Below are 26469 nucleotides of genomic sequence, written 5' to 3' on the forward strand. Positions count from 1 at the left end.
GCGGTGGGTCTGGCCGGAGCTCGTCGAGGGGATCGTGCGGACCGCCTCCCGGGCGCACGCCCGCTGAGGCACGGGTCACGGCGGACCGGCGGGCCGGGCCCCCACCCCGGCGCCGGCCTGCTCGGCCCGGATCAGGGTGCGGCGCAGCCACGGCGCCCGCAGCGACAGCGCGGTCTCCGGACGACGGGCGGGCAGCACGGTCAGCGCGCGCAGACCGTCGCGGCCGACCCGGGCCCCGATGCCGCGGGCGCGGGCCCGGTCGGCGGGGTCGAGCTCCCCCGCCAGCGCGAGCCGCCCGGGGTGCTCGGCGGCGAGCTCGGCGTGCCAGGCCGGTGCGGCGAACCCGAGCACGAACAGGTCCTCGAAACCGGCCGGGACGAGCACCGCGCGGTCCACCGCGGAGAGCACGTGCGCGGCCAGTGCCTGCGGCGTGACCAGCTCGAACGCGTCCGCGGACAGCGGGCGCGGCGACGGGTCGACCATCCGGTGGCGGTGCAGCAGATCGGCGACGAACTGCTCCCCCGCCGGGCCCGCCTGGTTGTGCGGCCGGCCGTCCCAGCCGTGCACCTGGGCGTCGACGACCGCCGGGAGACCACCACGCCCCCGGGGCGCTCCGCAGCACCGGTCCACGACGACCACCTCTCCACTGTCGCGGAGCGGCCCGGCACGCGCAGCGCGTGCCGGGCCGCTCCCCACTGTTCCTGTGACCGGACGGGCCGGTACCTACCCGACCGACGGGCCGAGCCCCATCGACTGGGGCGTGCTCGAGTCCGGGCTGGGCTGCGGGATGCCCTCGTCGAGCTGGCCGAACTCGGTCATGAGCGCCTTGTTCCAGGGTGTGACCTCCTCGGCCACCAGCGAGTTGGTGGTGAGGATCAGCCCGGCGACCGAGGCGCCGTTCTGCAGGGCGGAGCGCACGACCCGCAGCGGGTCGATGATGCCCATCTCGACCATGTCCCCGAAGCGGCCCTCCAGGGCGTCGAAGCCCTCGTCGACGCCCATGGTCGTGACCTGCTTGACCACCTCGTCGCCGTCGTAGCCGGCGTTGGAGGCGATGAGGTGCACGGGCTCGGTGAGTGCGTGCCGGACGATCTCGACGCCGATCCGGTAGTCCCCGGTCACGTCCAGCTCGTCGAGGGCGGGCTCGGCGTGCAGCAGCGCCGCGCCGCCACCGGCGACGATGCCCTCGGCCACCGCGGCCCGGGTCGCCTGCAGCGAGTCGTCCACACGGTGCCGGATCTCGCGGGCCTCGGCGTTGGTCGGTGCCCCGACCGAGATGATCGCGGCCTTCCCGGACAGCCGGGCGATGCGGTCGGAGAAGAAGTCCTCGTCGGTGCCGATCGTCGCGCGGGCCAGCTCGGCGCGCAGCTGCGACAGCCGGTACTCCAGCTTCTGCTTGTCCCCGCCGCCGCCGATGATCGTGGTGCCCTCGCTGGTGACCTGCACCTGCACGGCGCGCCCCAGGTGCTCGACGTCGATCTGCTCGAGCGAGAACGAGGAGCTCTTGGAGTGCACCTGCCCGCCGCAGAGCGCGGCCATGTCCTCCAGCAGGTGGATGCGCTTCTCGCCGAAGCCCGGCGCCTTGATCGCGACGGCCTGGAAGTGCCCGTTGACGTGGTTGTGGACCAGCATCTGCAGGGCGGTGCCCTCGACGGTCTCCGCGACGATGACGAGCGGGCGCCGGTCGTTGCGCATGATCCGGTCCAGCACCGGCATGATCTGCTGGACGTCCTTGATCTTGTGCGCGGTGAAGAGGATGTAGGGGTCGTCGACGATCGCCTCGAGCGTGCCGGGGTTGGTCACCATGTACGGCGAGACGTACCCGTTGTCGAACTCGAAGTCCTCGACGAAGTCCACCGAGACGCCCGGCAGCGGGGTGTCGTCGACGGTGACGACGCCGTCGTCGCCCACGGTGTGCAGCGCCTTCGCGACGACGCGGCCGATCGTGTAGTCGTCGTTGGCCGAGATGGACGCGACGCGGGCGTAGTCCTCCTCCGTGCTGACCGTGTGCGACACCGTCTGCAGACGGTCGACGAGCGCGTTGACCGCGATGTCGATGCCCCGCTTGACCAGCACCGGGTTGCCGCCCCGTTCGATGGCGCTCATGCCCTCACGGACGATGGCCTGGGCGATGACGGTCGCGGTGGTGGTCCCGTCGCCGACCGTGTCGTTGGTCTTGACCGCCGCTTCCTTGACCAGCTGGGCGCCCATGTTCTCGAAGGGGTCGCGCAGATGGATCTCGCGGGCGATCGTGACGCCGTCGTTCGTGACCTCGGGCGAGCCGGTGATCTTCTCCAGGATGACGTTGCGGCCCTTCGGACCGAGCGTGCTCTTGACGGCTTCGGCCAGTTGGTCGACGCCGGCCTGCAACAGATGACGGCCCTCGGCGCCGAAGCGGAGTTCCTTGGCCATGGTGGGTCCTCCCGGAGAAAGAGTCGGTCCAGGTGCGCGGGTGCGGATCAACGTGCGCAGCCGTGGCGCCGTGCGGGCGCGCTGCGCGGGTGGAGCGCACCGCCCGGGCCGTCGCCGGCCGTGGTGGGCCGGGGACGGGTCGTCGTCCCGGGCGGTGCGATCCGGGTGAGGAGCGGGTCCTTACACCGGCTTCAGGTCGAAGTCGATGTACTCGGCGGCGTCCTCGGGATTGGCGAACATGATCGTCTTGTCGTCCAGGTGGACCATCCGCCCGTAGTGGGTGGACATGTTCTCCTCGAACTGGGCGGCGTCGAACCAGCCCTCCTCCTGGCCGGCCTCCTCGTCCATCGCGACGTAGTCCAGCTCGAACTTGCCCGTGCCGTCGACGCGGATCATCGAGGGCAGGTGCTGCACGGTCACGTTGTCCTGACGGTCCAGAACGGTCGCGATGACCGCGCCGATCTGGTTGTTCATCAGCGTGAAGCCACACATGTTCGACGCGGTGCTGTCCTGCTTGAACGGGCTGGTGCTGGTCACTGCTTCAGCTCCTCGGGGACGTCGAGGCCGAGATCGCTGCAGATCCCGGCGAACCGGTTCTTGGCGCGGTCGAGGGAGTCCTCGAACGTGGGGGGCTTCGAGTCCGACTGGGACCACATCGGCTGCATGGTCCGGGCGGCCTCCAGCGCCTGCGGGACGTAGGTCCGCAGCCAGCCGCCCATCAGCGAGCGGTTGTGCTCGGCGAACTCGCGGTCCTGGGTGAGCGGCGCGAAACAGGCGATCGACCAGCGCAGGTCGCGCTGGGCGTAGTCGTACTCGCCGGCACCCATGACCGTCGGGGTCACGTAGTCGCCGTTGGTGGCGGCGGACTGCATGACCAGGTTCGAGCGGAACAGCTCACCGACCAGCGGCTCGAAGACGCAGTTGGCCGCGAAGATGGCCTCGCCCCAGTCGTCCTGGACCGCGGTGAGGGCCTCGGTGAACTTGCGGGCGCCCTGCCACTCCGGCGCGTTGTCCCACGCGTCGAGGTGGGCTGCGCCGTCGAACCCGTCGATCTCCTCCGACAGCGTCAGGTTGTAGAGCGCCAGGTCCTGGGCGAAGCGGATCTTACGGGTGGAGTTCGCCGCGAGCGCCGTGTTGTGCATGTTGGTCGGCGCGGACCGCTCGTTGGACGCGAAGACGTAGAGGCCGAGGATGTGCTCGATGTGCATCCAGGCGCCGACGTTGCGCTCGACGAACCGGATCCAGTTCGAGTTCCACAGCTCGAACGCCTTCGCGTTGCGGGCGTTCTCGATGTTCTGGGTGAGCTGCCGGACGACGTTCGCGTTGTACCGGTAGAGGCTCTGCTCCCACTCCTCGTTCGGGTCGCGGAACTCGTGCCAGCCGTGGGCCGGCCAGTTCTTCACGTGCATACCGCCGGTGCCGATGCCGCGCTGCGGCTCGGGCTCGTCGACGCCCCAGGCCTTCAGCTTGGTCCAGTGCAGCGGGTAGCCGCCCTCGCCGTTGGCGAAGCCGTAGATCCAGCCCTGCGCGAGGTAGTGCCGCGGGTCCGGCTGGACCTCGACGGTGGTGTCCTCGTACAGCGTCTGCTTCCGCTTGGCCGGGGTGTAGTAGTTGTAGTGGCGTGCGCTCGAGCTCGAGTCCGGGAACTCCCGCGCTCCGGCCTCCGCGTCGGTGAAGACGGGCTTGGGAACGCTGCGCTGCGAACCGGACGACGTGTCCTGTGTGGTGGGGGACTGAGTCATTGCTGTCCGTCCTCGCCTTCTTGCTCACCGGTCGTGGTGAACTTGTCGTAGAAGATGTTGGTCTCACTCACACCCAGCTGGGTCAGCGTCGCGATCGCCGCGTCGACCATCGGCGGGGGACCGCAGACGTAGGCATCCGCTCCCTTCAGATCGGATTCGTTGCGCCTGACCACCTCGGTGATCAGACCGGTCTCGCCGGCCCAGTCCCCGCCGTCGCCGTCGGACAGGGCGGGGACGTACCGGAAGCCGTTGAGCTGGGGCGCCAGTTCGGCGATCTCCTTCTCGAAGCAGAGATCGGCCGCGGTGCGCGCGCCGTAGTAGAAGGTGGCCCGTCGTTCGACGCCGCCATCGGCCATCGCCCGCAGCAGGCCCAGTACCGGCGCCATGCCGGCGCCACCGCCGACGAAGACGATCGGCGAGCTGCGGTTCTGACGGAGGGTGAAGGTGCCGAAGGGCGCCTCGACATCGAGCCGGTCACCGGGAGCGGCCTTCTCGTCGAGCCAGGTCCCGAACAACCCACCCGGGTAGACCTTGATGACGAACTCGTAGGTGCCGTCCCGGTTGGGGGTGTTGGCCATGGAGAACGAACGGCTCTCCTCGGTCCCGGGGCAGACGAGGTCCATGTACTGCCCGGGGAAGAACTTGATCTCCGACGGCTCGACCAGCTTGACGGTCAGGTGCCGCATGTCGTGGGTGACGGCCTCGACCGACACGACCTCGACCACGCCCTTGGTGAGGGGCAGGCCGGACCGGATGATCTCCTCGTCGTAGTTGGTCAGCTCGATGACCAGGTCCTCGTAGGCATGCGCCCGGCACAGGAGGGTGTGGCCCTCCTCCTTCTCGTAGTCCGGGAGCGCGAAGGTCGAGTAGCTGTCGTACTCGATGTCCTCGCCCTCGAGCACGAAGGACTTGCAGGCCGAGCACTGGCCCTCCTTGCAACCGTGCATGAGCTGGACGCCCTGCTCGGCCGCGGCGCGGAGGATGTTCTGGTCCTCGTCGACCTCGATCTCGATGCCGACGGGCTCGAACCGCACGACGTGTTTGTCGCCCACGAGCGCAGACCACCTCTCTTGGCGTGACGAATGGCGTGAGAAAAAAGACCAATCGGACAGACGTGGGCAGGCGTCGCCCCGGGCCCCGCCCGGCGGACGGGAGTCCCGGGGTGACCCGGCCGGGGAAGACGACCCCCCGGCCGGGCCGCGGGGAGAGGGACCCGTCATGGCATGACGGGGACCCCCTCCCCTCGCCTGACCCGCGCTCAGGCGTCGGTGGGCGCGGGCCGGCCTCCCGGCCCCTGGCGGTTGTAGTCCGCCACGAACGCCTCGCGCTCGGCGTCGCTCATCTCGTTGAGGATGACGTTGGGGCTGGCCAGGTGCGGCATGCGCCGCATGTGGTCCAGCGTCCACATCTTCTTCGGGTCGAGATCGAGGTGCGGCTGAGCGGTCAGCGTCTTGCCGTCGTCACGGACGAAGCCCATGTCCTGGACGACGTCGGCCCAGTTCCAGCCGTGGTAGAGCGTCTCCCACTCGCGGTGCCCCACGAGCTTGCCCATGTTCGGGGTCTCGCGACCCTGGTACACGGGCCGGAAGGCCTCGGCGTCGGTCCAGCGGCAGACCTCGTGGCAGTACGTGCGCCACTGGCCGTCCACCTTGTCGACGACCATGTCCTCACGCACCAGACACGGGACCATGCAGGTCCAGCAGCGGTGCGGGTACACGTAGTCGACGTCCTCGGCCACGATGGCGTGGTGACCGTTCGGCTTGGCGAGGCGGTTGTAGTTCTCCCACCACTTGCCGTACCGGTCGTACCAGCCCGGGTACTTGTACTCGAACCACTCGAAGTCGGTGTCGGTCATGCCGTCGATGCGCCAGTAGTTGGCGCACCAGCCGGTGGCGAAGAACTGCGCGACCTCGTGGACGTAGCCCTTGTTCCAGATCTGGTTCCAGGACTCCTCGACCAGGTCGTGCGGGATCACCAGGCCGTACTTCTCGAGCGGCAGCAGGTAGCTGCGGTAGTAGTCGTCGTAGATCCAGCGGCGCCACATCTCCGCGTAGGACTCGCGGTCCTTGCGGCGGTCCTTCGTGCCGTACTCGATGAAGGTTCCGATGGCGGCGTCGACGACGCGGTGGTTGTTCCACCACGCGTAGCGCAGGTCGCGCTCGAGCAGCTGGCGGTTGTCCTCGTCCGACAGCGCCATCAGGAGCGTGGCGTAGCCGTTGGAGATGTGCCGCGACTCGTCGGACTGCACCGAGTGGAACACCGTCGGCAGCAGGTAGTCGCCGTTGGCGGCCGCCTCCGCCGGCATCGCCACGAACAGGGTGTTCGTGAACGCGGTCTCCGCGACGATGGTCAGGTAGATCGACGCGGCGGTGATGGCGTCGCCGGTGATGAACCCCTCCGCGAACTGGCGGCCGATGGTGCCGCAGTAGTCCGACTGGAAGTTCCGCAGCGAGTTGTTGAAGCCCGCCGGGTCGATGTAGTTGTTCATGTACAGGCGCTTGAGGTTCTGCTGGATCGTGCTGTGCCGAACCTCGTCGATCATCTGGATCGCCTGGCCGTTGTGCAGCTCCGGGTTCGGAACCACGTGGAACAGCATCGGCATCGAGCGCGCCGCCGAGATCTCCGGCAACGGGATGATCGACAGGAAGAGCTTCTGCCACTCCAGCCAGCGCTCCTGCACCTGCCGGAACATGTTGCCGCGGATGGCACCGTCCTGGGCGCCGTAGACGCGGTGGTCCTTCTCCTCCTCCATCGGGAAGTACGAGCGCAGGACCTGCTTGAGCGGGTCCTTCTTCGCCGCCTTCTTGAAGGTGTAGTCGGTTCCGTACTTCATGTACGGCTCGTGGTACTGCGGCTCCCAGGAAAGCTCCTGGATCTTCTGGTGAGCCTTCGCCAAACTCTGCCGACTCACGTCGTCTCCTCACGGTGGTGGGTTGTGGTCGGATCAGCGGGCGAGCGCGGGTAGCCCGATGTCGTGGTCGAACGCGGAGGTCGGACGGCCCGGCGACGTGGCTGGCTGCCGCGCCCGGCGATGCCGTCTCTACTCCGTGCTGCGAATCACACATGGTTGGACAGGCATTCGAGGTCTCAATATGAGACTCTTCCGCCCCGCCACCTGTGGTGATCTTGCTCTCACGGCGCGTACCGTCGCCGTAACCACAGGATCCGGGCAGGTCACCGCTGTTGCACACGGGTCCTCGGTGGTCGTGTCCCGAGCTCGACACAGGCGAGGAGGCCGTGTGTGAGACCCCTGCCCGACGGCGCGCAGGGCGCCCCCCGGGCGGGCCGGCCGACGCCGCGCCCGCGACGGCCCGGGGACGAACGGGACTCCCCCGTCACCGGCTCGGCGCCCGCACCCGCCACCAGGACCAGCACCAGCGCCGCGGCCGAACGGATCGCGGCGGCCCGCGACGCGTTCCTGCACCACGAGCAGATGCGCGAGGACGCGGTGCGCCCGCCGATCCTGGCGTCCTGGATCCGGTCGCGGGACAGCCACGTCGCGCCCGACTCCATCGACCTGCCCGAGATCGGCCGCAAGACCGACAGCCCGCTGGTGCGGGCGGCCACGCCGATCGTCTCCGAGCTGTGCGACCAGTTCGCCACCGAGCCGGTCAGCCTCATCCTCTGCGACGGCGACGGTGTCGTCCTCGACCGCCGGACCGGTGACTCCGCGCTGCGTCAGCACCTGGACCGGGTGTGGCTCGTCCCCGGTTTCTCCTACGCCGAGCAGCACGTCGGCACCAACGGCATCGGCACCGCACTGGAGGGCAGGCGCCCGACCGAGGTGTTCGGGCACGAGCACTTCGTCGAGCACCTGGAGGACCTGGCCTGTGCCGGCGCCCCGATCCGGCACCCGGTGACCGGCAAGATCCTCGGCGTCGTCGACCTGACCTGCTGGCGGAGCGAGGCCAACGCGCTGATGGTCGCCACCGCCGCGACGACGGCCCGCCGCATCGAGGAGGCGCTGCTCGCCGCGTCCGGGCGGCACGAGCTGACGCTGCTGCACGACTACCTGACCGCGGTCCGGCGCGGGGGCGACTCCGCGGTGCTCGCCGTCGGCGACGACCTCGTGATGATGAACGACCGCGCCCGCGAGCTCATCGCACCCGGTGACCAGGTCCCGCTGCTCGCCGGGGCGACCGACGCGCTGCGGGCCGGACGCAACCGCCAGCTCGTCGTCGACCTGCCGAGCGGGGCGACCGCGCGCGTGCAGTGCCGGCCGAGCTGGAACGAGGCGGGCTCGGCGGGCGGCATCCTGCAGGTGAGCCTGACCCACCGCGAGACCGTCGGCCGCGGCTCCGCGACCCCGACGATCACCACCGCGCTGCCGACCGCCGTCGGCTCGGGAGCGCTGTGGACCAAGTGCGCCCAGGCGGTGGACCGGCACTTCCGCACCAACGAGTGGCTGGTGCTGCAGGGCGAGCACGGCTCCGGCCGGACCACGCTGGCCCGCGCCACTCACCACCTCCACTCCCCCGCCGGGCACGTGCGTGTGCTCGACGCCGGCGACGTGGGCCCGCGCTGGCTCTCCGAGGTGTCCGACGAGCTCGACGGCGGCGGCGGGACGCTGGTGCTGCGCGAGGTCGACCGGCTCCCCCCGGCCGCCGCGGCGGCGCTCGCCGACGTGCTCGAGCCGCACCGCGAGTCGACCGACCCGGAGCGGGCCTGGGTCATCGCGACCCGCGGCAGCTCCCGGACGACCGACTCACCCGAGCTCGCGTCGCTGCTGGACTGCTTCCCGCGCACCATCGAGGTCCCGCCGCTGCGCCACCACGTGGAGGACGTCGCCGAGCTGGTGCCGTACCTGCTCGCCCGGCTGACGCGCGGCGCCGACCTGACCTGTGCGCCGGAGGCCCTGCGGGTGCTCATGCGGCACCGGTGGCCGGGCAACGTCGAGCAGCTCTACCAGGTGCTGCGCAAGGTCGTGAGCCGTCGCCGGACCGGGGTGATCCGGCTGGAGGACCTGCCGCCGGAGACGCGGGTGCTGGCCCGGCGGGTGCTGACCCCGCTGGAGTCGATCGAGTGCGACGCCATCGTCGACGCCCTGCTCGACGCCGACGGCAACAAGGCCGAGGCCGCGCGCCGGCTCGGGATGAGCCGGGCCACGATCTACCGCAAGATCCGCGGCTACGGCATCGCGACGCCGGAGGGGGCGGGGATGTCCCGGTAGCCTGCGCGGCGTGGGTCGCCGCAGCCGGATCGTCCGCGCGTTCTCCTTCCCGGAGGGCACGCCGCCCCCGCTGCTGGTGATGATCCTGCTGAGCAGCTCGATGGCCGGGGTGTTCGTCATCGCGATGCTGCTGCCGGACCCGGCGCCGCTGTGGCTGCGGGTGGTCATGTCCGCGCTCGCGGTGCTGGGACTGATGCTGCTGACCGCGGCGCTGCTGCGCCGGGCGGCGACGCAGGGCAGGCGCCGACACGAGGGGTGACAGCCCGTACGGACTGCGACGCCCCCGGACGGCCCCTACCGTCGGACCATGGCCCTGCTCCGACGGTTGTTCCTGATCCCCGACGGCGTCCCGGCCCCGCTGCGCGGCGCCGTCGCCGCGCTGATCGTGCTGGTCGCCGTGCTCTGGCCCCTCACGCTGCTGCCCGCCGGCACCTCGACGGCGGTGCTCGTCGTGGTGTCCGTGCTGTCGGTCCTGGCGCTGTTCGCCCTGGCGGCGGCGCTGCTGCGACGGCGCTACCCGGGCGCGCACCGCTGAGCCCCGGTCGTTGATCTACGGTCCGTGCCCATGACGGGAACGGACATCGCTGCACCGTGGCCGGACTCGGCGTTCCCCGCCGACCCGTACCCGGGCGCCCGGCCGCCGTGCTCGTTCCTGCACACCGACGCCCGCACCCACCCGCTGACGGCCGACCCGTCGGCGCCCTCGGGATGGCGGGCCGGCGGCCGCTGCCTCGACGACGTGCTCGCCGGCCTGTGCGCACCGCGACTGGCCGGGCGGGTGCCGCTGCTGGCCTACGGCTCGAACGCCTGCCCGTCGAAGATCACCTGGATGCGCGACGCGCGCGGGCTGGGCGGGCCGGTGGTCGTGCTGCGGGTGCGCACCGCGGGCCTGGCGGCGGTGTGGGCGGCCGGTCGCCGCGTCGTCGACGACCAGCGTCCGGCCACCCTGGCCGCCCTCGACGGTGTGGTGGAGGAGCACACCGTGTGGCTGGCCGCACCGGAGCAGTTCGCCGCGCTCGACGCCGTCGAGGGCCGCGACGCCGACCCGCCCCGCTACCGGCTCGCCCGGGTCGCGACCGGGCGCGTGACCCTCCTCGACGGCGCCGGGGTGCTGGACCGGCCGTGGGCCTACGTCGCACCGGAGACCCCGACCGGCGACGACCGCACCGACCGCAGGCCGCTGGTGCTCGACGGCGCCCCGGTGACCTGCACCGCCCTCGACCAGGCCGGTGCCGCCGCGCTGGCCGGGACGCCCGGCCCGGACGGGCTCGACGCCGACACCGCCGAGGGGGTGCCCGTGCCGGAGCACTGGCCGTCGCGGGTGTTCGTCTACGGCTCGCTGATGCCGGGGCAGCGCGCGTTCGGGCTGCTGCGCCCGCACGCCTCGACGACGCTGCCGCAGCCGGTGGTGCTGCCGGTCGGCGGGATCGCCGACACCGGGCACGACTACCCGGCCCTCACCCTCGACACCGGCGACGGCGTGCCCGGCTGGGTCGTCGAGCTGGCCGACCCGGCGTCCGCGCTGGCGGTCCTGGACGCCTACGAGGGGCCGGAGTACGCCCGGGTCCGGGTGGTCGTCGAGGACGGCACCGTCTGCTGGGCCTGGGTGTGGGCGGCGGCGCGGGTCGGGCACGTGCCGCTGGCCCGGGGGTGGGCGGGGCGCTGAACGCGGACCGGGCCCGTCCCCCGTGGGACGGGCCCGGTCGGGCGGTACGGGTCAGGAACCGGTCTTCGCGGCCTGCCGGGCGCGGTGCTCGGCGAGACCCGGGATCTCCCGGCCCATGATCGACACGCCCCTCGTCTCGATGACGAAGTACAGCGCGATCATGCCGATCACGCAGGCGCCCATCATGTAGTAGGCGGGGAACAGCACGTCCCCGGTCTCCCCGACGACCCACTCGTTGACCAGCGGCGCGGTGCCGCCGAACGCGGCCGTGGCCACGTTGTAGGAGATCGCCATGCCGGCGAACCGGACGTGGGTCGGGAACATCGCCGGGAACGTCGCGGAGATCGTCCCGAGCTGCAGCAGGTAGATCAGGCCGAGCACGGTGAAGCCGACGATCGCCCAGGCCAGGCCCTGCGCCATGAGCATGTACATCGGGATCGCCAGCACGAAGATGCCGACCAGCGACACCCACCAGCACGGTTTGCGGCCGATCCGGTCCGACAGCGCACCGGCGAACGGGATGAGCAGCATCATGATCGCCTGCCCGACGACGGCGAGGGTGTCCGCGCTCGCCGAATCCATGCCGATGGTGGTCTGCAGATAGGTCGGCATGTAGGTCAGGAGCGTGTAGTTGATGACGTTCAGCGCGATGACCAGGCCGAACAGCGCCAGGATGGGCTGCCAGAAGCGGACCAGGAGATCCTTGAGCGCACCGGTCGCGGCCGACTCGGACTCGCCGGCGGCCTCCAGGTCGCGGAACACCGGGGTGTCCTCGAGCTTGGTCCGGATGTAGAGGCCGATCATCGCCAGCGGCAGCGCGATCATGAACGGGATGCGCCAGCCGTAGTCGAGCATGGCCTGCTCGCCGATCGACATCTCCAACGCGAACACGACCAGCACCGCGAGGGTGAACCCGGCGAGCGTGCCGAACTCCAGGAAGCTGCCCCAGAAGCCGCGCTTCTTGTCCGGCGCGTACTCCGCCATGAACGTGGCGGCGCCGCCGTACTCACCGCCGGTGGAGAAGCCCTGGATGATCCGCAGCAGGAACAGGAGCGCCGGGGCGGCCCAGCCGATCGTCTCGTAGGACGGGATGACGCCGATCAGGAACGTCGCGACGCCCATCAGGATGATCGTCATCGACAGGACCTTCTGCCTGCCGATGCGGTCACCGAGCGGGCCCCACACGAAGCCGCCGAGCGGCCGCAGGACGAACGAGATCGCGAAGCCGAGCAGCGTGCCGAGGTAGCCCAGCTCACCCGGGAAGAACGCCTGCGTCAGCTCGACCGTCAGATAGGCGTAGATGCCGTAGTCGAACCATTCCGTCGCATTCCCGATCGCCGACGCGGCGACCGCCCTCCGTAGTACGGAGGGCTCCACGTCGTTCTCGCCACTCTGTTGACCAGCACCTGTCGGAACCGATGACATTCGGGGACCCCCACTCGCGCAATGCGTAAACCGCTACCGGAAGCGCATTTCGTTACACGATCGACATATCCAGCACCATTGCGGTGAGCGGAGCCTACAGAGCCAAAAGGGGGGTTGCCACCCACGCGTGGTGATCGATACCGGTGCGCGACACCCGCCCCGTGTAGCGTCGCCGAGGTGCTGGCGATCGACGGCCTCGCCAAGCGGTTCGGCTCCGCGACCGCCCTCGACGGGGTGAGCTTCACGGTCGGCGCGGGCGAGGTGTTCGGCTTCGTCGGCGGCAACGGGGCGGGCAAGACGACGACGATGCGGATCGTGCTCGGCGTCCTCGACACCGACGCCGGCGCGGTCACCTGGAAGGGCGGCCCGCTCGGTTCCGCGCAACGGCGCCGGATCGGCTACCTGCCCGAGGAACGCGGTCTGTACCCACGGATGCGGGTCGCCGAGCAGCTCGTCTACCTGGCCCGGCTGCACGGGCTGTCCCGGTCGGCCGCGCTCGCCGCCACCGAGACCTGGACCGACCGGGTCGGGCTCGCCGACCGCCGCGGCGACGAGGTGCAGAAGCTGTCGCTGGGGAACCAGCAGCGGGTGCAGCTGTGCGCCGCGCTGGTGCACGACCCCGACCTGCTGGTCCTCGACGAACCGTTCTCCGGGCTGGACCCGGCGGCCGTCGACACCCTGGGGGCGGTGCTGCGCGAGCGCGCCGCGGCCGGGGTGCCCGTGGTGTTCTCCTCCCACCAGCTGGAGCTGGTGGAGCGGCTGTGCGACCGGGTCGGGATCATCTCCGCGGGCCGGATGGTGGCGGTCGGCACGGTCGACGGGCTGCGGGCCGGCGCCGCGGACCGCTACGACGTGACCGGCCCGCCGCCGGGCTGGGCCGACGGCCTCCCCGGGGTGCGCGTCCTCGGCGTCGACGGCGCCCGGACCCGCGTCGAGCTGGCGCCGGGCACCGACGACCAGACCCTGCTCGCGGCCGCGCTCGCCGCCGGACCGGTGCACGCCTTCGGCCCGTACCGGCCACCGCTGACCGAGCTCTACCGCCACGCCGTGCGCGACCGCGCCACCGGCGACCGGGAGGACGACGCATGAGGACGGTGCTGCTCGTCGCGCGCCGGGAGATCACCACGCAGCTGCGGTCGCGGACGTTCGTCGTCGGGATCCTGCTGATGCTGCTGGTCTTCGGCGGGTACGGCGCGGTGATCGCGTTCGCCGGGGCGCAGAGCTCGTCGTCGTCGCTGGTGCTCGACGGGCCGGCCCGCGAGCTGCGCGGCGAGCTGCAGGGCACCGCGGACCGGCTCGGCACCGCGCTGCGGCTGACCGAGGCCGGGAACCGGGCCACCGCCGAGTCGATGGTCCGCACCGGCGAGGCCGACGCGATGCTCACCGGGGCACCGGGGACCTACCAGCTCGTGGGCCTCGACGACGTCGCGCCGGGGCTGCGGTCCCTGGTCGCCGACGTCGTCGAGCAGCAGGCCGTGCGCGAGTCGCTGCTCGCCGCCGGCGCCGACCCGGAGCGGGTCAGCACGCTGTCCGGGGTGGGCGTGCGCACCCTCGAACCGGTCGACACCGAGCTGGGCCAGCGGGTGGGGACCGCGTTCGTCGTGACGTTCCTGCTGTTCTTCTCGGTCACCGCCTACGGCGCGGCGGTCGCGCAGGGGGTGGTAGAGGAGAAGTCCGGACGCGTGGTGGAGCTGCTGCTCGCGACGATCCCGGCCCGGCAGCTGCTCGCCGGGAAGGTGCTCGGCCTCGGTCTGGTCGGGCTGCTGCAGCTGCTGATCCTCGGCGCGGTGGGCGCGGCCGTCGCGGTGGGCACGGGCGCGCTGGCCGTCCCGGCGCTGCTGCTGCCGACGCTGGTGTCGGCGCTGGCCTGGTACCTGGTCGGGTTCTTCCTGTTCGCGACGCTCTACGCGGCGGCGGGGGCGCTCGTGTCCCGCCAGGAGGAGCTCCAGTCGGTGACCGCGCCGATCGCCGTCGTGCTGCTCGTGCCGTTCCTGCTCGCCGTCGCCGTGCTGCCCGTGGACCCGCGCAACCCCGTCACCACGGTGCTGTCGTTCGTGCCGTACCTGTCGCAGACGCTGATGCCGGCCCGGACCGCGCTGGGCGTCACCGACTGGTGGGAGCCGGTGCTCGCCTACGCGCTCGCGCTGCTCGCGCTGGCCGGGATGGTGGTGCTGTCGGCCCGCGTCTACCGCAACTCGGTGCTGCGCACCGGGGCCCGGGTCCGCTGGCGGGACGCCCTCAGGACCGGGCGGCCTTGACCTGGTCGTAGCGGGCGAGCGCGTCCTGACGCTCGGCCTTGTGGTCGACCATCGGCTCCGGATACCCCTCCGGGATGCCGCCCTTCAGCTTCCACGGCTGGTGCACGGCCTTGCCCTCGACGTCGGCGAGCTCGGGCACCCAGCGCCGCACGTAGTCGCCGTCGGGGTCGAACCGCTCGCCCTGGGTGATCGGGTTGAAGATCCGGAAGTACGGCGACGCGTCCGTCCCCGACCCGGCCGTCCACTGCCAGCCGTGCTGGTTGGAGGCCAGGTCGCCGTCGACGAGCAGCTGCATGAAGTGCCGCGCCCCCCGCCACCACGGGATGTGCAGGTCCTTGACCAGGAACGAGGCGACGATCATCCGCACCCGGTTGTGCATCCACGCCTCGCCGCGCAGCTGGCGCATCCCGGCGTCGACGATCGGATAGCCGGTGCGGCCCTCGCACCAGCGCTCGAAGTCGGCGTCGGCCGCCTTCCCGGTGCGCAGCGGCAGGTGGTCGAAACCCTTGTCGTAGTTCTCGCGCGCCGAGTCCGGGCGCCGGTGGAGCACGTCGGCGTAGAACTCGCGCCAGGCGATCTCGGTGCGGTAGGCCTTGACCGAGTCGCCCCGGTGCTGCGCGAGGTCGGCGAGCAGCGTGCGCGGGTGCACGCAGCCGTACTTGAGGTACGGCGACATCCCCGAGGTGCCCTTCTTCGCCGGCAGGTCGCGGTCGGACTCGTAGTCCAGGACGCCCTCGTCGAGGAAGTCGCGCCAGCGCGCCAGCCCGGCGGACTCCCCCGGCTGGGGCAGCTCGGCCTCGACCGGCTCGTCGTCGGGGACCTTCACCGCGCGCGGACCGCCGTCCTTGTCCGAGGGGTCCATCCAGGTGCACGTCGACGCGTCGGTGCCGGCCGGGGCGCGCCAGCCGTGGTCGGCCCAGGCGCGGCTGAACGGGGTGAACACCTTGAACGGCCCGCCGCCGCCCTTCTCCACCCGGCCCGGCGCGACGGCGTACGGCGAACCGGTGCGGACGAGCTCGACGCCGTCGTCGGACAGCGCCTTCTCGACGTTCTCGTCACGTTCGCGGCCGTAGGGGCCGTAGTCCGCGGCGACGTGCACGGTCTGCGCGCCGACGGCCCGCGCGACCCGCGGGACGACGTCGGCCGGGTCGCCCTTCACCACGAGCAGCTTCCCGCCGAGGGCGTCGTCGAGCTCGCGCAGGCAGCCGTAGAGGAAGTTCGCCCGCGCGGCACCCGAGGGCTTCAGCAGGGCCGGGTCCAGCACGAACAGCGCGAGCGCCCGGTCGGCGGCGTCGGCCGCGGCGAGGAACGTGGGCTGGTCGGCGACCCGGAGGTCGCGCCGGAACCAGACGACAGCAGTACTCGGCGCCATGCCGGTCGACGCTAGCGGCGCCACCGCTGCGCCGCCCGCCGAGCCGTCGCACCCCTCCGGTGTGCCCCCAGGGGAACTCTCGTGGCCTAGAGCGCTACGAGGGTTCCCCTGGGAGCGCTGGGGCGGCGGTGCGCGAGGCGGGGCGGCGGCTCCCCGGAACGAGCGAGCGGGCCGGTCGTGGGACCGGCCCGCTCGGGGGGTGATGCGGTGGGGCTACGCGGTCAGCGCTGGCCGACCGGGACGTAGAGGCGCTCCGCGGAACCGGTGTAGAGCTGGCGCGGACGCCCGATCTTGTTCTGCGGGTCGTTCATCATCTCGCGCCAGTGCGCGATCCAGCCCGGGAGCCGGCCGAGCGCGAAGAGCACGGTGAACATCTTCACCGGGAAGCCCATCGCCCGGTAGATGACGCCGGTGTAGAAGTCGACGTTCGGGTAGAGCTTGCGCTCGACGAAGTAGTCGTCGGCCAGCGCCTTCTCCTCGAGCGTCATGGCGATGTCGAGCAGCGGGTCGTTGACGCCGAGCTTCTTGAGGATCGTCTCGGCCTGCTCCTTGACGATCTTCGCGCGCGGGTCGTAGTTCTTGTAGACCCGGTGCCCGAAGCCCATCAGCTTCGCGCCCTGCTCCTTGTTCTTGACCCGGTTCACGAAGTCGTCGACGTTGCCGCCCTCGACGTCCTTGATGCGGGTCAGCATCTCCAGGACCGCCTGGTTGGCGCCGCCGTGCAGCGGGCCGAACAGCGCGTTGACGCCGGCGGAGATGGAGGCGAACAGGTTCGCCTGGCTGGAGCCGACCAGCCGCACCGTCGACGTGGAGCAGTTCTGCTCGTGGTCGGCGTGCAGGATCAGCAGCGTGTCGAGAGCGCGGACCATGTCCGGGTCCAGCTCGTAGGGCTCGGCAGGGAACCCGAAGGTCATCCGCAGGAAGTTCTCGACGAGGCCGAGGGAGTTGTCCGGGTACAGGAACGGCTGCCCGACGGACTTCTTGTACGCGTAGGCGGCGATCGTGAAGACCTTCGCCATGAGCCGCACGGTGGAGAGCTCGACGGCCTCCTCGTCGTGCGGGTCCAGCGAGTCCTGGTAGAAGGTCGACAGCGCGCTGACCGCCGACGACAGCACCGGCATCGGGTGCGCGTCCCGCGGGAAGCCCTCGAAGAAGCGCTTGAGGTCCTCGTGCAGCAGGGTGTGCCGGCTGATCCGGTTGGTGAAGGCGTCGAGCTGCTGCTGGCTCGGCAGCTCACCGTAGATCAGCAGGTAGCTGACCTCGAGGAACGTGGAGTTCCCGGCCAGCTGGTCGATCGGGTAGCCGCGGTAGCGGAGGATGCCGGCGTCACCGTCGATGTAGGTGATCGCGGACGAGCAGGCAGCGGTGCTGGTGAAGCCCGGGTCGAAGGTGACCAGGCCGGTCTTGCCGAGCAGCTTGCTGACGTCGACGGCCTGCGACCCCTCCGTCGGGGTGTGCACCGCGGTCTCGAACTCGCCGCCCGAGTACCGGAGTACGGCGGTGTCGGACTTGGCGGCGGTCTCGTCGGACATGTGGAGGTTCCCTCTCACAGCGGGGATCAATCGGGTCTCGGGCACACGCTAGCCCGCCGGGGCGATTACGCAGAACGCGGCGACGATTCTCACCCTTCGTCGCGGGGTGCCCGATATCGGAGGAACTCCGGGAAGCGCCACACGCACAGCAGCACGCCCACGATCACGGCGAGGCCGCCGAGCGTCGCGGTGGGGCCGGGCCCGACGAGCGAGGCCACCGACCCGTGCCACATGTCGGCGAGCCGGGGCCCGCCCGCGACGACGACGATGAACACGCCCTGCATCCGGCCGCGCATCTCGTCGGTGGCGACGGTCTGCAGCATCGACGACCGGTAGACCGAGCTGACCAGGTCCCCGGCACCGGCGACGGCGAGCGCGAGCACCGCGAGGAACAGCGACCCGGTGAGCCCGAACACGAGCACGCCGCCGCCCCACACGCACACCGCGACGACGACCGCGACGCCCTGGCGCTGCACCTTCTGCAGCCAGCCCGAGAGCACGCCGCCGGCGACCATCCCGATCGGGATCGCGGCGTACAGCAGGCCCTGCTGGATGCCGCCGTCGGCCGACCCGCCGAAGGTGTCCACCGCCATCTGCGGGAACAGCACCCGGGGCATGCCCAGGCCCATCGCGATCACGTCGACCAGGAACGAGACGAGCAGGATGCGCTGCGTCCCGACGTAGCGGAAGCCGTCGACGACCGAGCGCAGCCCCACCTTCGGGCGGGCGCCGTCGACCCGTTGCGCGGAGCTGGGCAGCGCGGGCAGCCGCCAGGTCGCCCACAGCGTCGCCAGCAGGAAGATCGCATCGATCAGGTAGAGCGTCGACAACCCGATGAACGGGATCAGCACCCCGGCCAGCAGCGGCCCGAGCACCGCGCCGACCTGCACGACGGTCATGTTCAGCGCGTTCGCCGCGGGCAGCTGCTCGGCGGGCAGCAGCCGCGGGATGACCGCGCTGCGGGTGGGCTGGTTCATCGCGAGCATCGCCGACTGGAACGCGAACAGCACCAGCACGACCCACACGTTCCCGGCGCCGCTGGCCGAGACCACCCACAGCGCCAGCGAGCTCAGCGCGATGCCGGAGCCCGTGAACAGCAGCATGACCCGGCGGTCGACGGCGTCGGCGATCGCGCCGCCCCAGAGCCCGAACACCACGAGCGGGACCAGCCCGAACAGGCCGGTAAGGCCCACGTACGCCGACGACCCGGTCAGCTGGAAGACCTGGATCGGCACGGCGACGACCGACAGCTGGGCGCCGATCACCGTGACGATCCCGGCGGTCCACAGCCGCCGGTAGGCGGGCGTGCGCAGCGGGGTGGTGTCGGCGAAGGTCGACCGCAGCAGGCCGGTGACCCGACCGGCGCGGGTCCGGGTGGTCGGGCCGTCGCCCGTTGCGGACGGCACCGGCCGGGTCGGGGAGTCCCGTTCCGCGCCGGGCACGGGCTCGGTCGGCCCGTCCCCCGGATCGTTGCGACTGCTCACGACGTCAAGGTGTACACGGGCCCCCCGACGGTGCGCCTCCGGGTTCCCTCCTAGGGGGCGAGCCTGCGGACCGACCAGGCGTCGTCGCGGCCGGCCTCGAAACGCAGCCGGTCGTGCATGCGGTCGGCGCGGCCCTGCCAGAACTCGACCTGCCACGGCACGATCCGCCAGCCGCCCCAGTGCGGGGGTCGCGGGATCTCCTCGACGCCGTCGAAGCGGCGGGTGACCCCGGCGAGCGCCTGGTCGAGGACGGTCCGCCCGGCGACGATCGTCGACTGCGCCGACGCCCAGGCACCCAGCTGCGAGCCGCGCGGGCGCAGCGCCCAGTAGGCGTCGGACTGGGCGTCCGAGCAGCGCTCCACCCGGCCGGAGAGCTGCACCTGCCGCGCCAGGTCGTACCAGGGGAAGGTCACCGAGGCGACGCGCGTGCGGTTCAGGTCGTGGCTCTTGGCCGAGGTGTAGTTCGTGTAGAAGACGATCCCGCCGGCGTCGAGGCCCTTGCACAGGACCGTGCGCGACGACGGCAGCCCGTCCGGGTCCGAGGTCGCCAGCACCATCGCGTTCGGCTCGGTCAGCCCGGCTTCACGGGCCTGCTCCAGCCACGCGGTGAGCTGTTCGTGCCAGGTCGGGGCCAGGCCGTCGACGTCGAGCGGGCGGCTCGAGTAGTCCGTCCGCATCCTCTCGAGCGCGGGCGCGTCGGTCATCGGTTCCCCTTCCGGCCAGGTGCGTGCGTCTCGCACGGTAAGCGCGCCGGAGCCGCGTGTGCACCCGCCGATCGGAGTGGTCGCGACCGGTGTTCGCGGACGGGAGCCCGGTTCGTGATCGACGCCACCGGTCGGTCGCGTTGCCCCGCTGACCCGTTCGGAGCAGGGTGACGGCGACGATCCGAGCCGAAGGAGACCCGGTGACCGAGACGACCGCGCACGAGGTGCCCCCGCCGCCGCCCGGCTTCACGTCCGGGCTGGAGGGCCACGTCGCGTTCCGCACCGAGATCGCCGAACCCGACAAGGACGGCGGCTCACTGCGCTACCGCGGCGTCGACCTCGAGGACCTCGCCGGCACCGTGACCTTCGGCGACGCCTGGGCCCTGCTGGTCGACGGCCGGTTCGGCCAGAGCCTGCCGCCCGCCGAGCCGTTCCCGATCCCGGTGCACACCGGCGACGTCCGGGTCGACGTGCAGGCGGCGCTGGCCATGCTCGCCCCGTACTGGGGCTACCGCCCGCTGCTCGACATCGACGACACCGAGGCCCGCGACAACCTGGCCCGTGCCTCGGTGATGGCGCTGTCCTACGTCGCCCAGTCCGCCCGCGGCATCGGTGTGCCCGCGGTGCCGCAGTCGCGCATCGACGAGTGCTCCACCATCACCGAGCGCTTCATGACCCGCTGGCGCGGCGAGCCCGACCCGCGCCACGTCGCCGCCGTCGACGCCTACTGGGTGTCCGCCGCCGAGCACGGCATGAACGCCTCGACCTTCACCGCCCGGGTGATCGCCTCCACCGGCGCCGACGCCGCCGCGTCGCTGTCCGGCGCGATCGGCGCCATGTCCGGCCCGCTGCACGGCGGCGCCCCGGCCCGGGTGCTCCCGATGATCGACGAGGTGGAGCGCACGGGCGACGCCGAGGCGCTGGTGAAGGGCCTGCTGGACCGCAAGGAGAAGCTCATGGGCTTCGGGCACCGGGTCTACCGGGCCGAGGACCCGCGGGCCCGCGTGCTGCGCCGCACCTGCCAGGAGCTGAACGCCCCGCGCTACGAGGTGGCCGCCGAGCTGGAGCGCACGGCGCTGGCGATCCTGCGCGAGCGGCGCCCGGACCGTCCGATCGAGACGAACGTCGAGTTCTGGGCGGCGGTGATCCTCGACTTCGCCGAGGTCCCGCCGCACATGATGCCCGCGATGTTCACCTCGGCCCGGACCGCGGGCTGGTCGGCGCACGTGATGGAGCAGAAGCGCGAGGGCAAGCTCGTGCGTCCGAGCGCGCAATACATCGGCCCGGGCCCGCGCCGTCCGCAGGAGGTCGAGGGCTGGGACTCGGTCGTCGCCCGCTGACCGCGCCCTCGGTGTGCCCCCAGGGGAACTCTCGTGGCGTAGAGCGCTACGAGGGCTCCCCTGGGAGCGGCCCGGCGGGCAGCGGCGCGGGGACCCGCCGGCGCCGGATCGCCAGCGACAGCCCGGCCGCGACGACACAGAGGACGGCGCCGCCGTACCAGGCCGCGTCGTAGCTGCCCAGCGCGTCGCGGACCAGCCCCGCGACGAGGGCGGCGAACGCCGCCCCGATCTGGTGCGAGGCGAAGATCCAGCCGAACACCACCGCCGAGCGGGCGCCGAACGCCTCGCGGGCCAGCGCCATCGTCGGTGGGACGGTCGCGACCCAGTCCAGGCCGTAGAACACGACGAACGCGAGCATGCTCGCGTTCAGGTCGGTCCCGAACAGCGGTGGGAGCAGGAACAGCGACAGCCCACGCAGCGCGTAGTAGGCGCCCAGCAGGAGCCGCGGGTCGACCCGGTCGGTCAGCCAGCCGGAGAAGATCGTCCCGAGCAGGTCGAAGATGCCGACCAGGGCGAGCAGGGAGGCAGCCGTCGTCGCGGGCATGCCGTGGTCGTGCGCGGCCGGGACGAAGTGGGACTGGACCAGCCCGGCCGTCGTCGCGCCGCAGATGAAGAACCCGCCGACGAGCAGCCAGAACGTACCGGTGCGCGAGGCGTCGGCCAGGGCCCGCAGCGCCAGCCGCGCGGCACCCGTGCGCTGCGGCGGGACGACGTCGGCCTCGGTGCCGCCGTAGGGCAGGACCCCGGCGTCGGCGGGGCGGTCCTTCAGGAACAGCAGCACGACCGGCACCACGGCCAGCGCCGCGCCCGCGGTGATCAGCGCCGCGGGCCGCCACCCGCCCGACTCGACGACGGCCGCGACGAGCGGCAGGAACACCAGCTGCCCGGTAGCGGTGGCGGCGGTGAGAACGCCGGAGACGAGGCCGCGGCGGGCGACGAACCAGCGGTTCACGACGGTCGCGACCAGCGCCATCGCCATCGACCCGGTACCCAGCCCGACGACGACGCCCCACAGGAGCACCAGCTGCCAGACCGCCGTCATGAACACGGTCGTGCCCGCGCCGACCGCCACCATGACCAGCGCGGTCGCGACCACGCGGCGCACGCCGAAGCGCTCCATCAGCGCCGCCGCGAACGGCGCGGTCACCCCGAACAGGGCGAGGTTCACCGCGAGTGCGAAGGAGATGGACCCGATGCCCCAACCGAACTCGGCGTGCAGCGGCTCCACCAGCACGCCCGGCGTGGAGCGGAACCCGGCCGCGCCGAGCAGGGCGAGGAACGTCGCCCCGGCCGCCCACCAGGCCGGGTGCACCCGGCGCCGCTGCGTGTCCGCCGTCGCGGGCGCTGTCGTCATGGCTCCATCGTGCGGTGGCGCTGCGACGCGCAACAGTGGCCGTTCGGACGACATATGTAAGAATTCGGCCATGCACCGGGTCGGAGTGCTCGCCGTCGACGGGGTGATCGCCTTCGAGCTGGGCATCCCCGAGCGGATCCTCGGCACCACGACCACGGCGGACGGCACCCCCCTCTACGACGTGCGGGTCGCCACCGTCGACGGCGGCCCGGTCCGCACCAGTGCCGGGTACCGGGTGCTGCCCGAGCACGGGATCGAGGTGCTGGAGCGCGCGGACACCCTGGTCGTGCCGGCCGTGCGCGGCCCGAACACCGGCGCCCCGGGCGCGGCCGTCCTCGGCCTGGTGCGCCGGGCCGTGGACCGCGGCGCGCGGGTGGTCGCGATCTGCACCGGCGCGTTCACCCTCGCCGCCGCCGGGGTGCTCGACGGCCGCCGCGCCACCACCCACTGGGCGCACGTGGACGACTTCCGCGCGCTGTACCCGCACGTCGAGCTCGACCCCGACGTGCTGTTCGTCGACGACGGCGACGTCCTCACCTCGGCGGGCGTCGCCGCGGGCATCGACCTCTGCCTGCACCTGGTGCGCCGCGACCACGGTGCCGGGACCGCCGCGGCGACGGCCCGGCGCAACGTCGTCGCGCCGTGGCGGGAGGGCGGGCAGGCGCAGTTCGTGGAGTCCCACGTCCCCGACCCCGGCGGCGGCCCCGACACCCGCGCCGTGCGCGAGTGGGCATTGCAGCACCTCGACCGGCCGCTCGCGGTCGAGGAGCTGGCGGAACGGGCGTCCATGAGCGTGCGGACCTTCACCCGCCGCTTCCGCGCCGAGACCGGCACCAGCCCGGGGCGCTGGCTGTCCGCGCGCCGCCTCGACCTCGTGCGGCGCCTGCTGGAGACCACCGACCTCCCCGTCGAGCAGGTCGCGGCCCGCTCCGGCTTCGGCACCACCGCCGCGCTGCGCCAGCGGCTGCACGCCGACATCGGGATGGCCCCGCTCGCCTACCGGCGCTCGCACCGCGCCCCCGCTGCCACCCGATGACGCCGGCGGGTGGCGCGCAGCACTCGTCGCACGTCACGCCGGTCCGGCTGCGACACTGGTGGGGTGACCTCCCCTGCCGATCTGAAGATCCCCGGCGATCTCCTTCCGCAGGACGGCCGCTTCGGATGCGGTCCGTCCAAGGTGCGCCCCGAGCAGCTGTCCGCCCTCGCCGCGACCGGTGACTCCCTGATGGGCACCTCGCACCGGCAGAAGCCGGTGAAGGAGCTCGTCGGACGGGTGCGGTCCGGGCTGGCCGAGCTGTTCTCATTGCCGGACGGCTACGAGGTCGTCCTCGGCAACGGCGGCTCCACCGCCTTCTGGGACGCAGCCGCGTTCGGCCTGGTCCGTCAGCGCTCGCTGCACCTGACCTACGGCGAGTTCTCCCAGAAGTTCGCCGACACCACCACCGGCGCGCCGTTCCTGGCCGACCCGGTGATCGTCAAGGCCGACCCGGGCAGCGCGCCGGAGCCGGTGAGCGACCCGTCGGTCGACGTCATCGCGTGGGCGCACAACGAGACCTCGACCGGCGTCGCGGTGCCCGTCAACCGGCCCGCGGGCACCACCGACGACCAGCTCGTACTGATCGACGCCACCTCGGGCGCCGGCGGGCTGCCGGTCGACATCACCCAGTCCGACGTCTACTACTTCGCCCCGCAGAAGGGCTTCGCCTCCGACGGCGGCCTGTTCCTCGCGATCATGAGCCCGAAGGCCCTGGAGCGGGTCGCCGAGCTGGCCGCGTCGGACCGCTGGATCCCGCCGTTCCTGTCGCTGGCCACCGCCGTCGACAACTCCGGTAAGGACCAGACCTACAACACGCCGTCGCTGGCGACCCTGTTCCTGCTCGAGGACCAGGTCCGCTGGATGAACGCGCTGGGCGGGCTCGACGGTTGCGTCGCACGCACCCGCGACTCCTCCGACCGGCTCTACACCTGGGCCGACAAGAGCAGCTTCGCGTCGCCGTTCGTCACCGACCCGGCGCACCGCAGCCTGGTGGTCGGCACGATCGACTTCGACGACGCCGTCGACGCGACCGCGGTGGCGAAGGCGCTGCGCGCGAACGGGATCGTGGACACCGAGCCGTACCGGAAGCTGGGCCGCAACCAGCTGCGGATCGGGATGTTCCCGGCCGTGGAGCCGTCGGACGTCTCGGCGCTGACCGCGTGCGTCGACTGGGTCGTGGAGCGGCTGGGTTCCTGACCATGTCCCGGGAGGGCATCCCCTCCCGGGTGAACGAGGACCGTCCACCGAGGTGGGTCGACCGGCTGCGGTCGGCCCACCCGGCGGTGGCCCTCGCCATGGCGGTCGGGTGCGCCGGCACCCCGACCGTCCCGACCGTCGCCACCAGGGCGCCGCTCCCGCACAGGCCCCGGCCGCCCGCGGCCGCCCTCCCGCTCCTCGCCGTCGCGCCCGGTGACGCGAATCCGGCCTCGAGCCGATCACCGTGCTCTTCGCCATGGTCCGCGGCATCGCTCTCGCCTGCTCGGCCCGGGCCGCTGCGTCGTTCGTGGCGGCCGAGGGTCTTCTCCACGTACTCGTGCTCCTGACGTCCGCGGTCGGACCGGCCACCCTCGCCACCCGGATGATCCGGCCCAGCGCCGCCGTCGAGCCGTTGTCCGAGCCGGCCACGGTCCGAGCGGGCGGGGGACCACCCGCGCCGGTGACGAATGTCCGCGCCGGCAGGAGCAACGGGCGGCGGCAGCGGGCGCCGACGTGCGCATCGGTCGAAGATCCACATGGCGCGCGCAGTTCCGTCGTTCGCGCGCTTCCGGACGCGCCCGGGCCGCGGATCACCGCGCGGACTGCGGATGACCGGGCGGGCGGTCACCGCGACGGGAGCGCGCCCGCAGGTACCTCGCGTCCACCCTCCACGACGGCCCCGGCGCCGTTCCCCGTCCTGACACCGCGCCGGGGGAGATACGTCCCGGCCGTCCCGTTCCGCATCGGGGGTGGCCACGGCACCGCGCACGCCGGGTTGCGTCGCGGCGCGGCGTCGTTGCGTGATCGATAGCAACTCGTTGTAGTCACACGCGTATCAATCGCCCCAATTACCTCGTGAGTCACGACCTGTGCGACGCTGCGCACGGTGAGTGAGAACGGCTCGGCGGTCCCCCGGGCGAGTAGGTGTTGTCGACCAGGCAGAACTCGCCCGGCGCGCCTCACCCGGCACGGACCCCTCGCCCTCTACCGTCACCCGGACGGGGACGACAGCAGGAGGTCAGGTCGATGCGCGCGTTGCGGGTCGTGGGGGTGACCGGGGACGGCTCGGTCGTCCTCGAGGACCCGGGGCGTCGCGAGCGCTACACGGTGCCGGCCGACGAGCAGCTGCGGGCCGCGGCACGGGGTGACGTGACCCGGCTCGGCCAGATCGCGATCGAGTTGGAGAGCCAGTTGCGCCCACGGGAGATCCAGGCCCGAATCCGGGGTGGCGCGTCGGTCGACGAGGTCGCAGCCGCGGCCGGCGTCCCGACCCAGAAGATCGAACGCTTCGCCTATCCCGTCCTGCTCGAACGGTCGCGGACCGCCGAGCTGGCCCAGGGTGCCCACCCGCAGCGCACCGACGGACCCGACTCGCGCACGCTCGGTGAGACCGTCGCGCACACCTTCGGCCTGCGCGGACAGGACTACGGCGGAGCCGGCTGGGACTCCTGGAAGGGCGAGGACGGCAAGTGGGTCGTCGTCCTGACGTGGCAGACCGGCCGCTCGGACAACGCCGCGCACTGGGCGTTCCAGCCCGGCGCGCACGGCGGCACCGTCGTCGCGCTGGACGAGCACGCCTCCGACCTCGTCGAGGGTCTGCCCGCACGCCCGCTGCGTCCGCTCGGCGCGGTGGTCGACATGGCCCGCGACGAGGACCACACCCCCCAGGCCCCGACGCCCGCCGCTCCGGCGCGCGCCGTCGCGGCCGCCGGTGGGCAGCAGCCCGAGGCCTGGGCCGGGCGCGGGATCGCGCCCGAGCAGCGTCGGGCGAGCCCCC

22 protein-coding genes are annotated in these 26469 nt (G+C 72.2%); 10 read left to right on the plus strand and 12 right to left on the minus strand.

Features of this window, described 5'->3' with window-relative positions:
* Positions 1-75: 75 nt before the first annotated feature.
* From NH602_RS09065 to NH602_RS09090, 6 genes are all read right to left on the minus strand, one after another.
* Positions 76-639, minus strand: a complete 564-nt coding sequence (locus NH602_RS09065) for a hypothetical protein (protein ID WP_253067562.1) — start codon at positions 637-639, stop codon at positions 76-78.
* An 84-nt stretch (positions 640-723) separates the two neighbouring features.
* Complete coding sequence (gene groL, locus NH602_RS09070) at positions 724-2412, minus strand: chaperonin GroEL (RefSeq protein ID WP_179761192.1); 1689 nt, start codon at positions 2410-2412, stop codon at positions 724-726.
* Between the two features lie 180 nt (positions 2413-2592).
* A complete protein-coding gene (gene mimD, locus NH602_RS09075) occupies positions 2593-2949 on the minus strand; it encodes a propane 2-monooxygenase effector subunit MimD (protein ID WP_350589363.1) in 357 nt (118 codons plus the stop codon).
* A complete protein-coding gene (locus NH602_RS09080; RefSeq protein ID WP_073577854.1) occupies positions 2946-4154 on the minus strand; it encodes a toluene hydroxylase in 1209 nt (402 codons plus the stop codon). Before NH602_RS09080 ends, mimD begins: the two co-directional genes overlap by 4 nt.
* The gene (locus NH602_RS09085; protein WP_073577855.1) at positions 4151-5206 is read right to left on the minus strand and encodes a 2Fe-2S iron-sulfur cluster binding domain-containing protein; all 1056 of its coding nucleotides are present in this window, start codon (positions 5204-5206) and stop codon (positions 4151-4153) included. Before NH602_RS09085 ends, NH602_RS09080 begins: the two co-directional genes overlap by 4 nt.
* A gap of 206 nt (positions 5207-5412) precedes the next feature.
* Positions 5413-7050: a methane monooxygenase gene (locus NH602_RS09090; RefSeq protein ID WP_167410085.1), complete on the minus strand. Its 1638-nt coding sequence runs from the start codon at positions 7048-7050 to the stop codon at positions 5413-5415.
* A 345-nt stretch (positions 7051-7395) separates the two neighbouring features.
* Between NH602_RS09090 and NH602_RS09095 the strand changes: the two genes are divergently transcribed.
* The 4 genes from NH602_RS09095 to NH602_RS09110 are packed head-to-tail and all read left to right on the plus strand — an operon-like array spanning position 7396 to position 10990.
* Positions 7396-9324, plus strand: coding sequence for a helix-turn-helix domain-containing protein (locus tag NH602_RS09095; RefSeq protein WP_253067563.1), 1929 nt, complete (start codon positions 7396-7398; stop codon positions 9322-9324).
* A gap of 10 nt (positions 9325-9334) precedes the next feature.
* A complete protein-coding gene (locus tag NH602_RS09100; protein ID WP_073577857.1) occupies positions 9335-9583 on the plus strand; it encodes a hypothetical protein in 249 nt (82 codons plus the stop codon).
* Between the two features lie 48 nt (positions 9584-9631).
* On the plus strand, positions 9632-9859 hold the full coding sequence (locus NH602_RS09105; protein ID WP_073577858.1) for a hypothetical protein: 228 nt from the start codon (positions 9632-9634) through the stop codon (positions 9857-9859).
* A gap of 30 nt (positions 9860-9889) precedes the next feature.
* The gene (locus NH602_RS09110) at positions 9890-10990 is read left to right on the plus strand and encodes a gamma-glutamylcyclotransferase (RefSeq protein WP_253067564.1); all 1101 of its coding nucleotides are present in this window, start codon (positions 9890-9892) and stop codon (positions 10988-10990) included.
* A 51-nt stretch (positions 10991-11041) separates the two neighbouring features.
* Here the strand turns inward: NH602_RS09110 and NH602_RS09115 are convergent, their stop codons facing one another.
* A complete protein-coding gene (locus NH602_RS09115; protein WP_253067565.1) occupies positions 11042-12367 on the minus strand; it encodes an MFS transporter in 1326 nt (441 codons plus the stop codon).
* Between the two features lie 225 nt (positions 12368-12592).
* Here NH602_RS09115 and NH602_RS09120 point away from each other — a divergent pair, with 225 nt between their 5' ends.
* Positions 12593-13504: an ABC transporter ATP-binding protein gene (locus NH602_RS09120; RefSeq protein WP_179761196.1), complete on the plus strand. Its 912-nt coding sequence runs from the start codon at positions 12593-12595 to the stop codon at positions 13502-13504.
* Complete coding sequence (locus tag NH602_RS09125; RefSeq protein WP_179761197.1) at positions 13501-14673, plus strand: ABC transporter permease; 1173 nt, start codon at positions 13501-13503, stop codon at positions 14671-14673. The genes NH602_RS09120 and NH602_RS09125 overlap by 4 nt, the downstream gene beginning before the upstream one ends.
* Here the strand turns inward: NH602_RS09125 and NH602_RS09130 are convergent.
* The 4 genes from NH602_RS09130 to pdxH form a co-directional block, all read right to left on the minus strand.
* Positions 14654-16045, minus strand: coding sequence for a deoxyribodipyrimidine photo-lyase (locus tag NH602_RS09130; RefSeq protein ID WP_253067566.1), 1392 nt, complete (start codon positions 16043-16045; stop codon positions 14654-14656). The genes NH602_RS09125 and NH602_RS09130 overlap by 20 nt on opposite strands.
* Positions 16046-16266: 221 nt before the next feature.
* Positions 16267-17577, minus strand: a complete 1311-nt coding sequence (locus NH602_RS09135; RefSeq protein ID WP_100879456.1) for a citrate synthase — start codon at positions 17575-17577, stop codon at positions 16267-16269.
* Positions 17578-17666: 89 nt separating this feature from the next.
* Positions 17667-19061 (minus strand): MFS transporter, encoded by a 1395-nt coding sequence (locus NH602_RS09140; RefSeq protein ID WP_253067567.1) that lies wholly within the window; start codon positions 19059-19061, stop codon positions 17667-17669.
* A 50-nt stretch (positions 19062-19111) separates the two neighbouring features.
* On the minus strand, positions 19112-19765 hold the full coding sequence (pdxH, locus tag NH602_RS09145) for a pyridoxamine 5'-phosphate oxidase (RefSeq protein WP_374210147.1): 654 nt from the start codon (positions 19763-19765) through the stop codon (positions 19112-19114).
* Between the two features lie 200 nt (positions 19766-19965).
* On the opposite strand from pdxH, the gene NH602_RS09150 reads away from it, so the two are divergent.
* Positions 19966-21105 carry a citrate synthase 2 gene (locus tag NH602_RS09150; protein ID WP_253067568.1) on the plus strand — a complete coding sequence of 380 codons (1140 nt, stop codon included), beginning with the start codon at positions 19966-19968 and terminating at the stop codon, positions 21103-21105.
* A gap of 46 nt (positions 21106-21151) precedes the next feature.
* On the opposite strand, the gene NH602_RS09155 is transcribed toward NH602_RS09150, so the two are convergent.
* Positions 21152-22459, minus strand: coding sequence for an MFS transporter (locus NH602_RS09155; protein ID WP_073577866.1), 1308 nt, complete (start codon positions 22457-22459; stop codon positions 21152-21154).
* 70 nt (positions 22460-22529) lie between these two features.
* On the opposite strand from NH602_RS09155, the gene NH602_RS09160 reads away from it, so the two are divergent.
* From NH602_RS09160 to sepH, 3 genes are all read left to right on the plus strand, one after another.
* Entirely contained in the window at positions 22530-23495 is a 966-nt protein-coding gene (locus tag NH602_RS09160; RefSeq protein ID WP_218899284.1) for a GlxA family transcriptional regulator, read from the plus strand.
* A gap of 63 nt (positions 23496-23558) precedes the next feature.
* Entirely contained in the window at positions 23559-24692 is a 1134-nt protein-coding gene (serC, locus tag NH602_RS09165) for a phosphoserine transaminase (protein ID WP_073577868.1), read from the plus strand.
* A gap of 1026 nt (positions 24693-25718) precedes the next feature.
* A partial coding sequence (gene sepH, locus NH602_RS09170; protein ID WP_253067569.1) for a septation protein SepH occupies positions 25719-26469 on the plus strand: 751 nt, incomplete at its 3' end.

Origin of the sequence: Pseudonocardia sp. McavD-2-B (assembly GCF_024124365.1) — a bacterium.
Taxonomy (GTDB): domain Bacteria; phylum Actinomycetota; class Actinomycetes; order Mycobacteriales; family Pseudonocardiaceae; genus Pseudonocardia; species Pseudonocardia alni.

Excerpts from the sequence above, each read along its gene's own strand:
- groL (WP_179761192.1), bottom strand. The coding sequence starts at position 2,412 with ATGGCCAAGGAACTCCGCTTCGGCGCCGAGGGCCGTCATCTGTTGCAG.
- NH602_RS09080 (WP_073577854.1), bottom strand. The coding sequence starts at position 4,154 with ATGACTCAGTCCCCCACCACACAGGACACGTCGTCCGGTTCGCAGCGC.
- NH602_RS09105 (WP_073577858.1), top strand. The coding sequence starts at position 9,632 with ATGGCCCTGCTCCGACGGTTGTTCCTGATCCCCGACGGCGTCCCGGCC.
- NH602_RS09110 (WP_253067564.1), top strand. The coding sequence starts at position 9,890 with ATGACGGGAACGGACATCGCTGCACCGTGGCCGGACTCGGCGTTCCCC.
- NH602_RS09125 (WP_179761197.1), top strand. The coding sequence starts at position 13,501 with ATGAGGACGGTGCTGCTCGTCGCGCGCCGGGAGATCACCACGCAGCTG.
- NH602_RS09130 (WP_253067566.1), bottom strand. The coding sequence starts at position 16,045 with ATGGCGCCGAGTACTGCTGTCGTCTGGTTCCGGCGCGACCTCCGGGTC.
- NH602_RS09135 (WP_100879456.1), bottom strand. The coding sequence starts at position 17,577 with ATGTCCGACGAGACCGCCGCCAAGTCCGACACCGCCGTACTCCGGTAC.
- pdxH (WP_374210147.1), bottom strand. The coding sequence starts at position 19,765 with ATGACCGACGCGCCCGCGCTCGAGAGGATGCGGACGGACTACTCGAGC.
- NH602_RS09155 (WP_073577866.1), bottom strand. The coding sequence starts at position 22,459 with ATGACGACAGCGCCCGCGACGGCGGACACGCAGCGGCGCCGGGTGCAC.
- NH602_RS09160 (WP_218899284.1), top strand. The coding sequence starts at position 22,530 with ATGCACCGGGTCGGAGTGCTCGCCGTCGACGGGGTGATCGCCTTCGAG.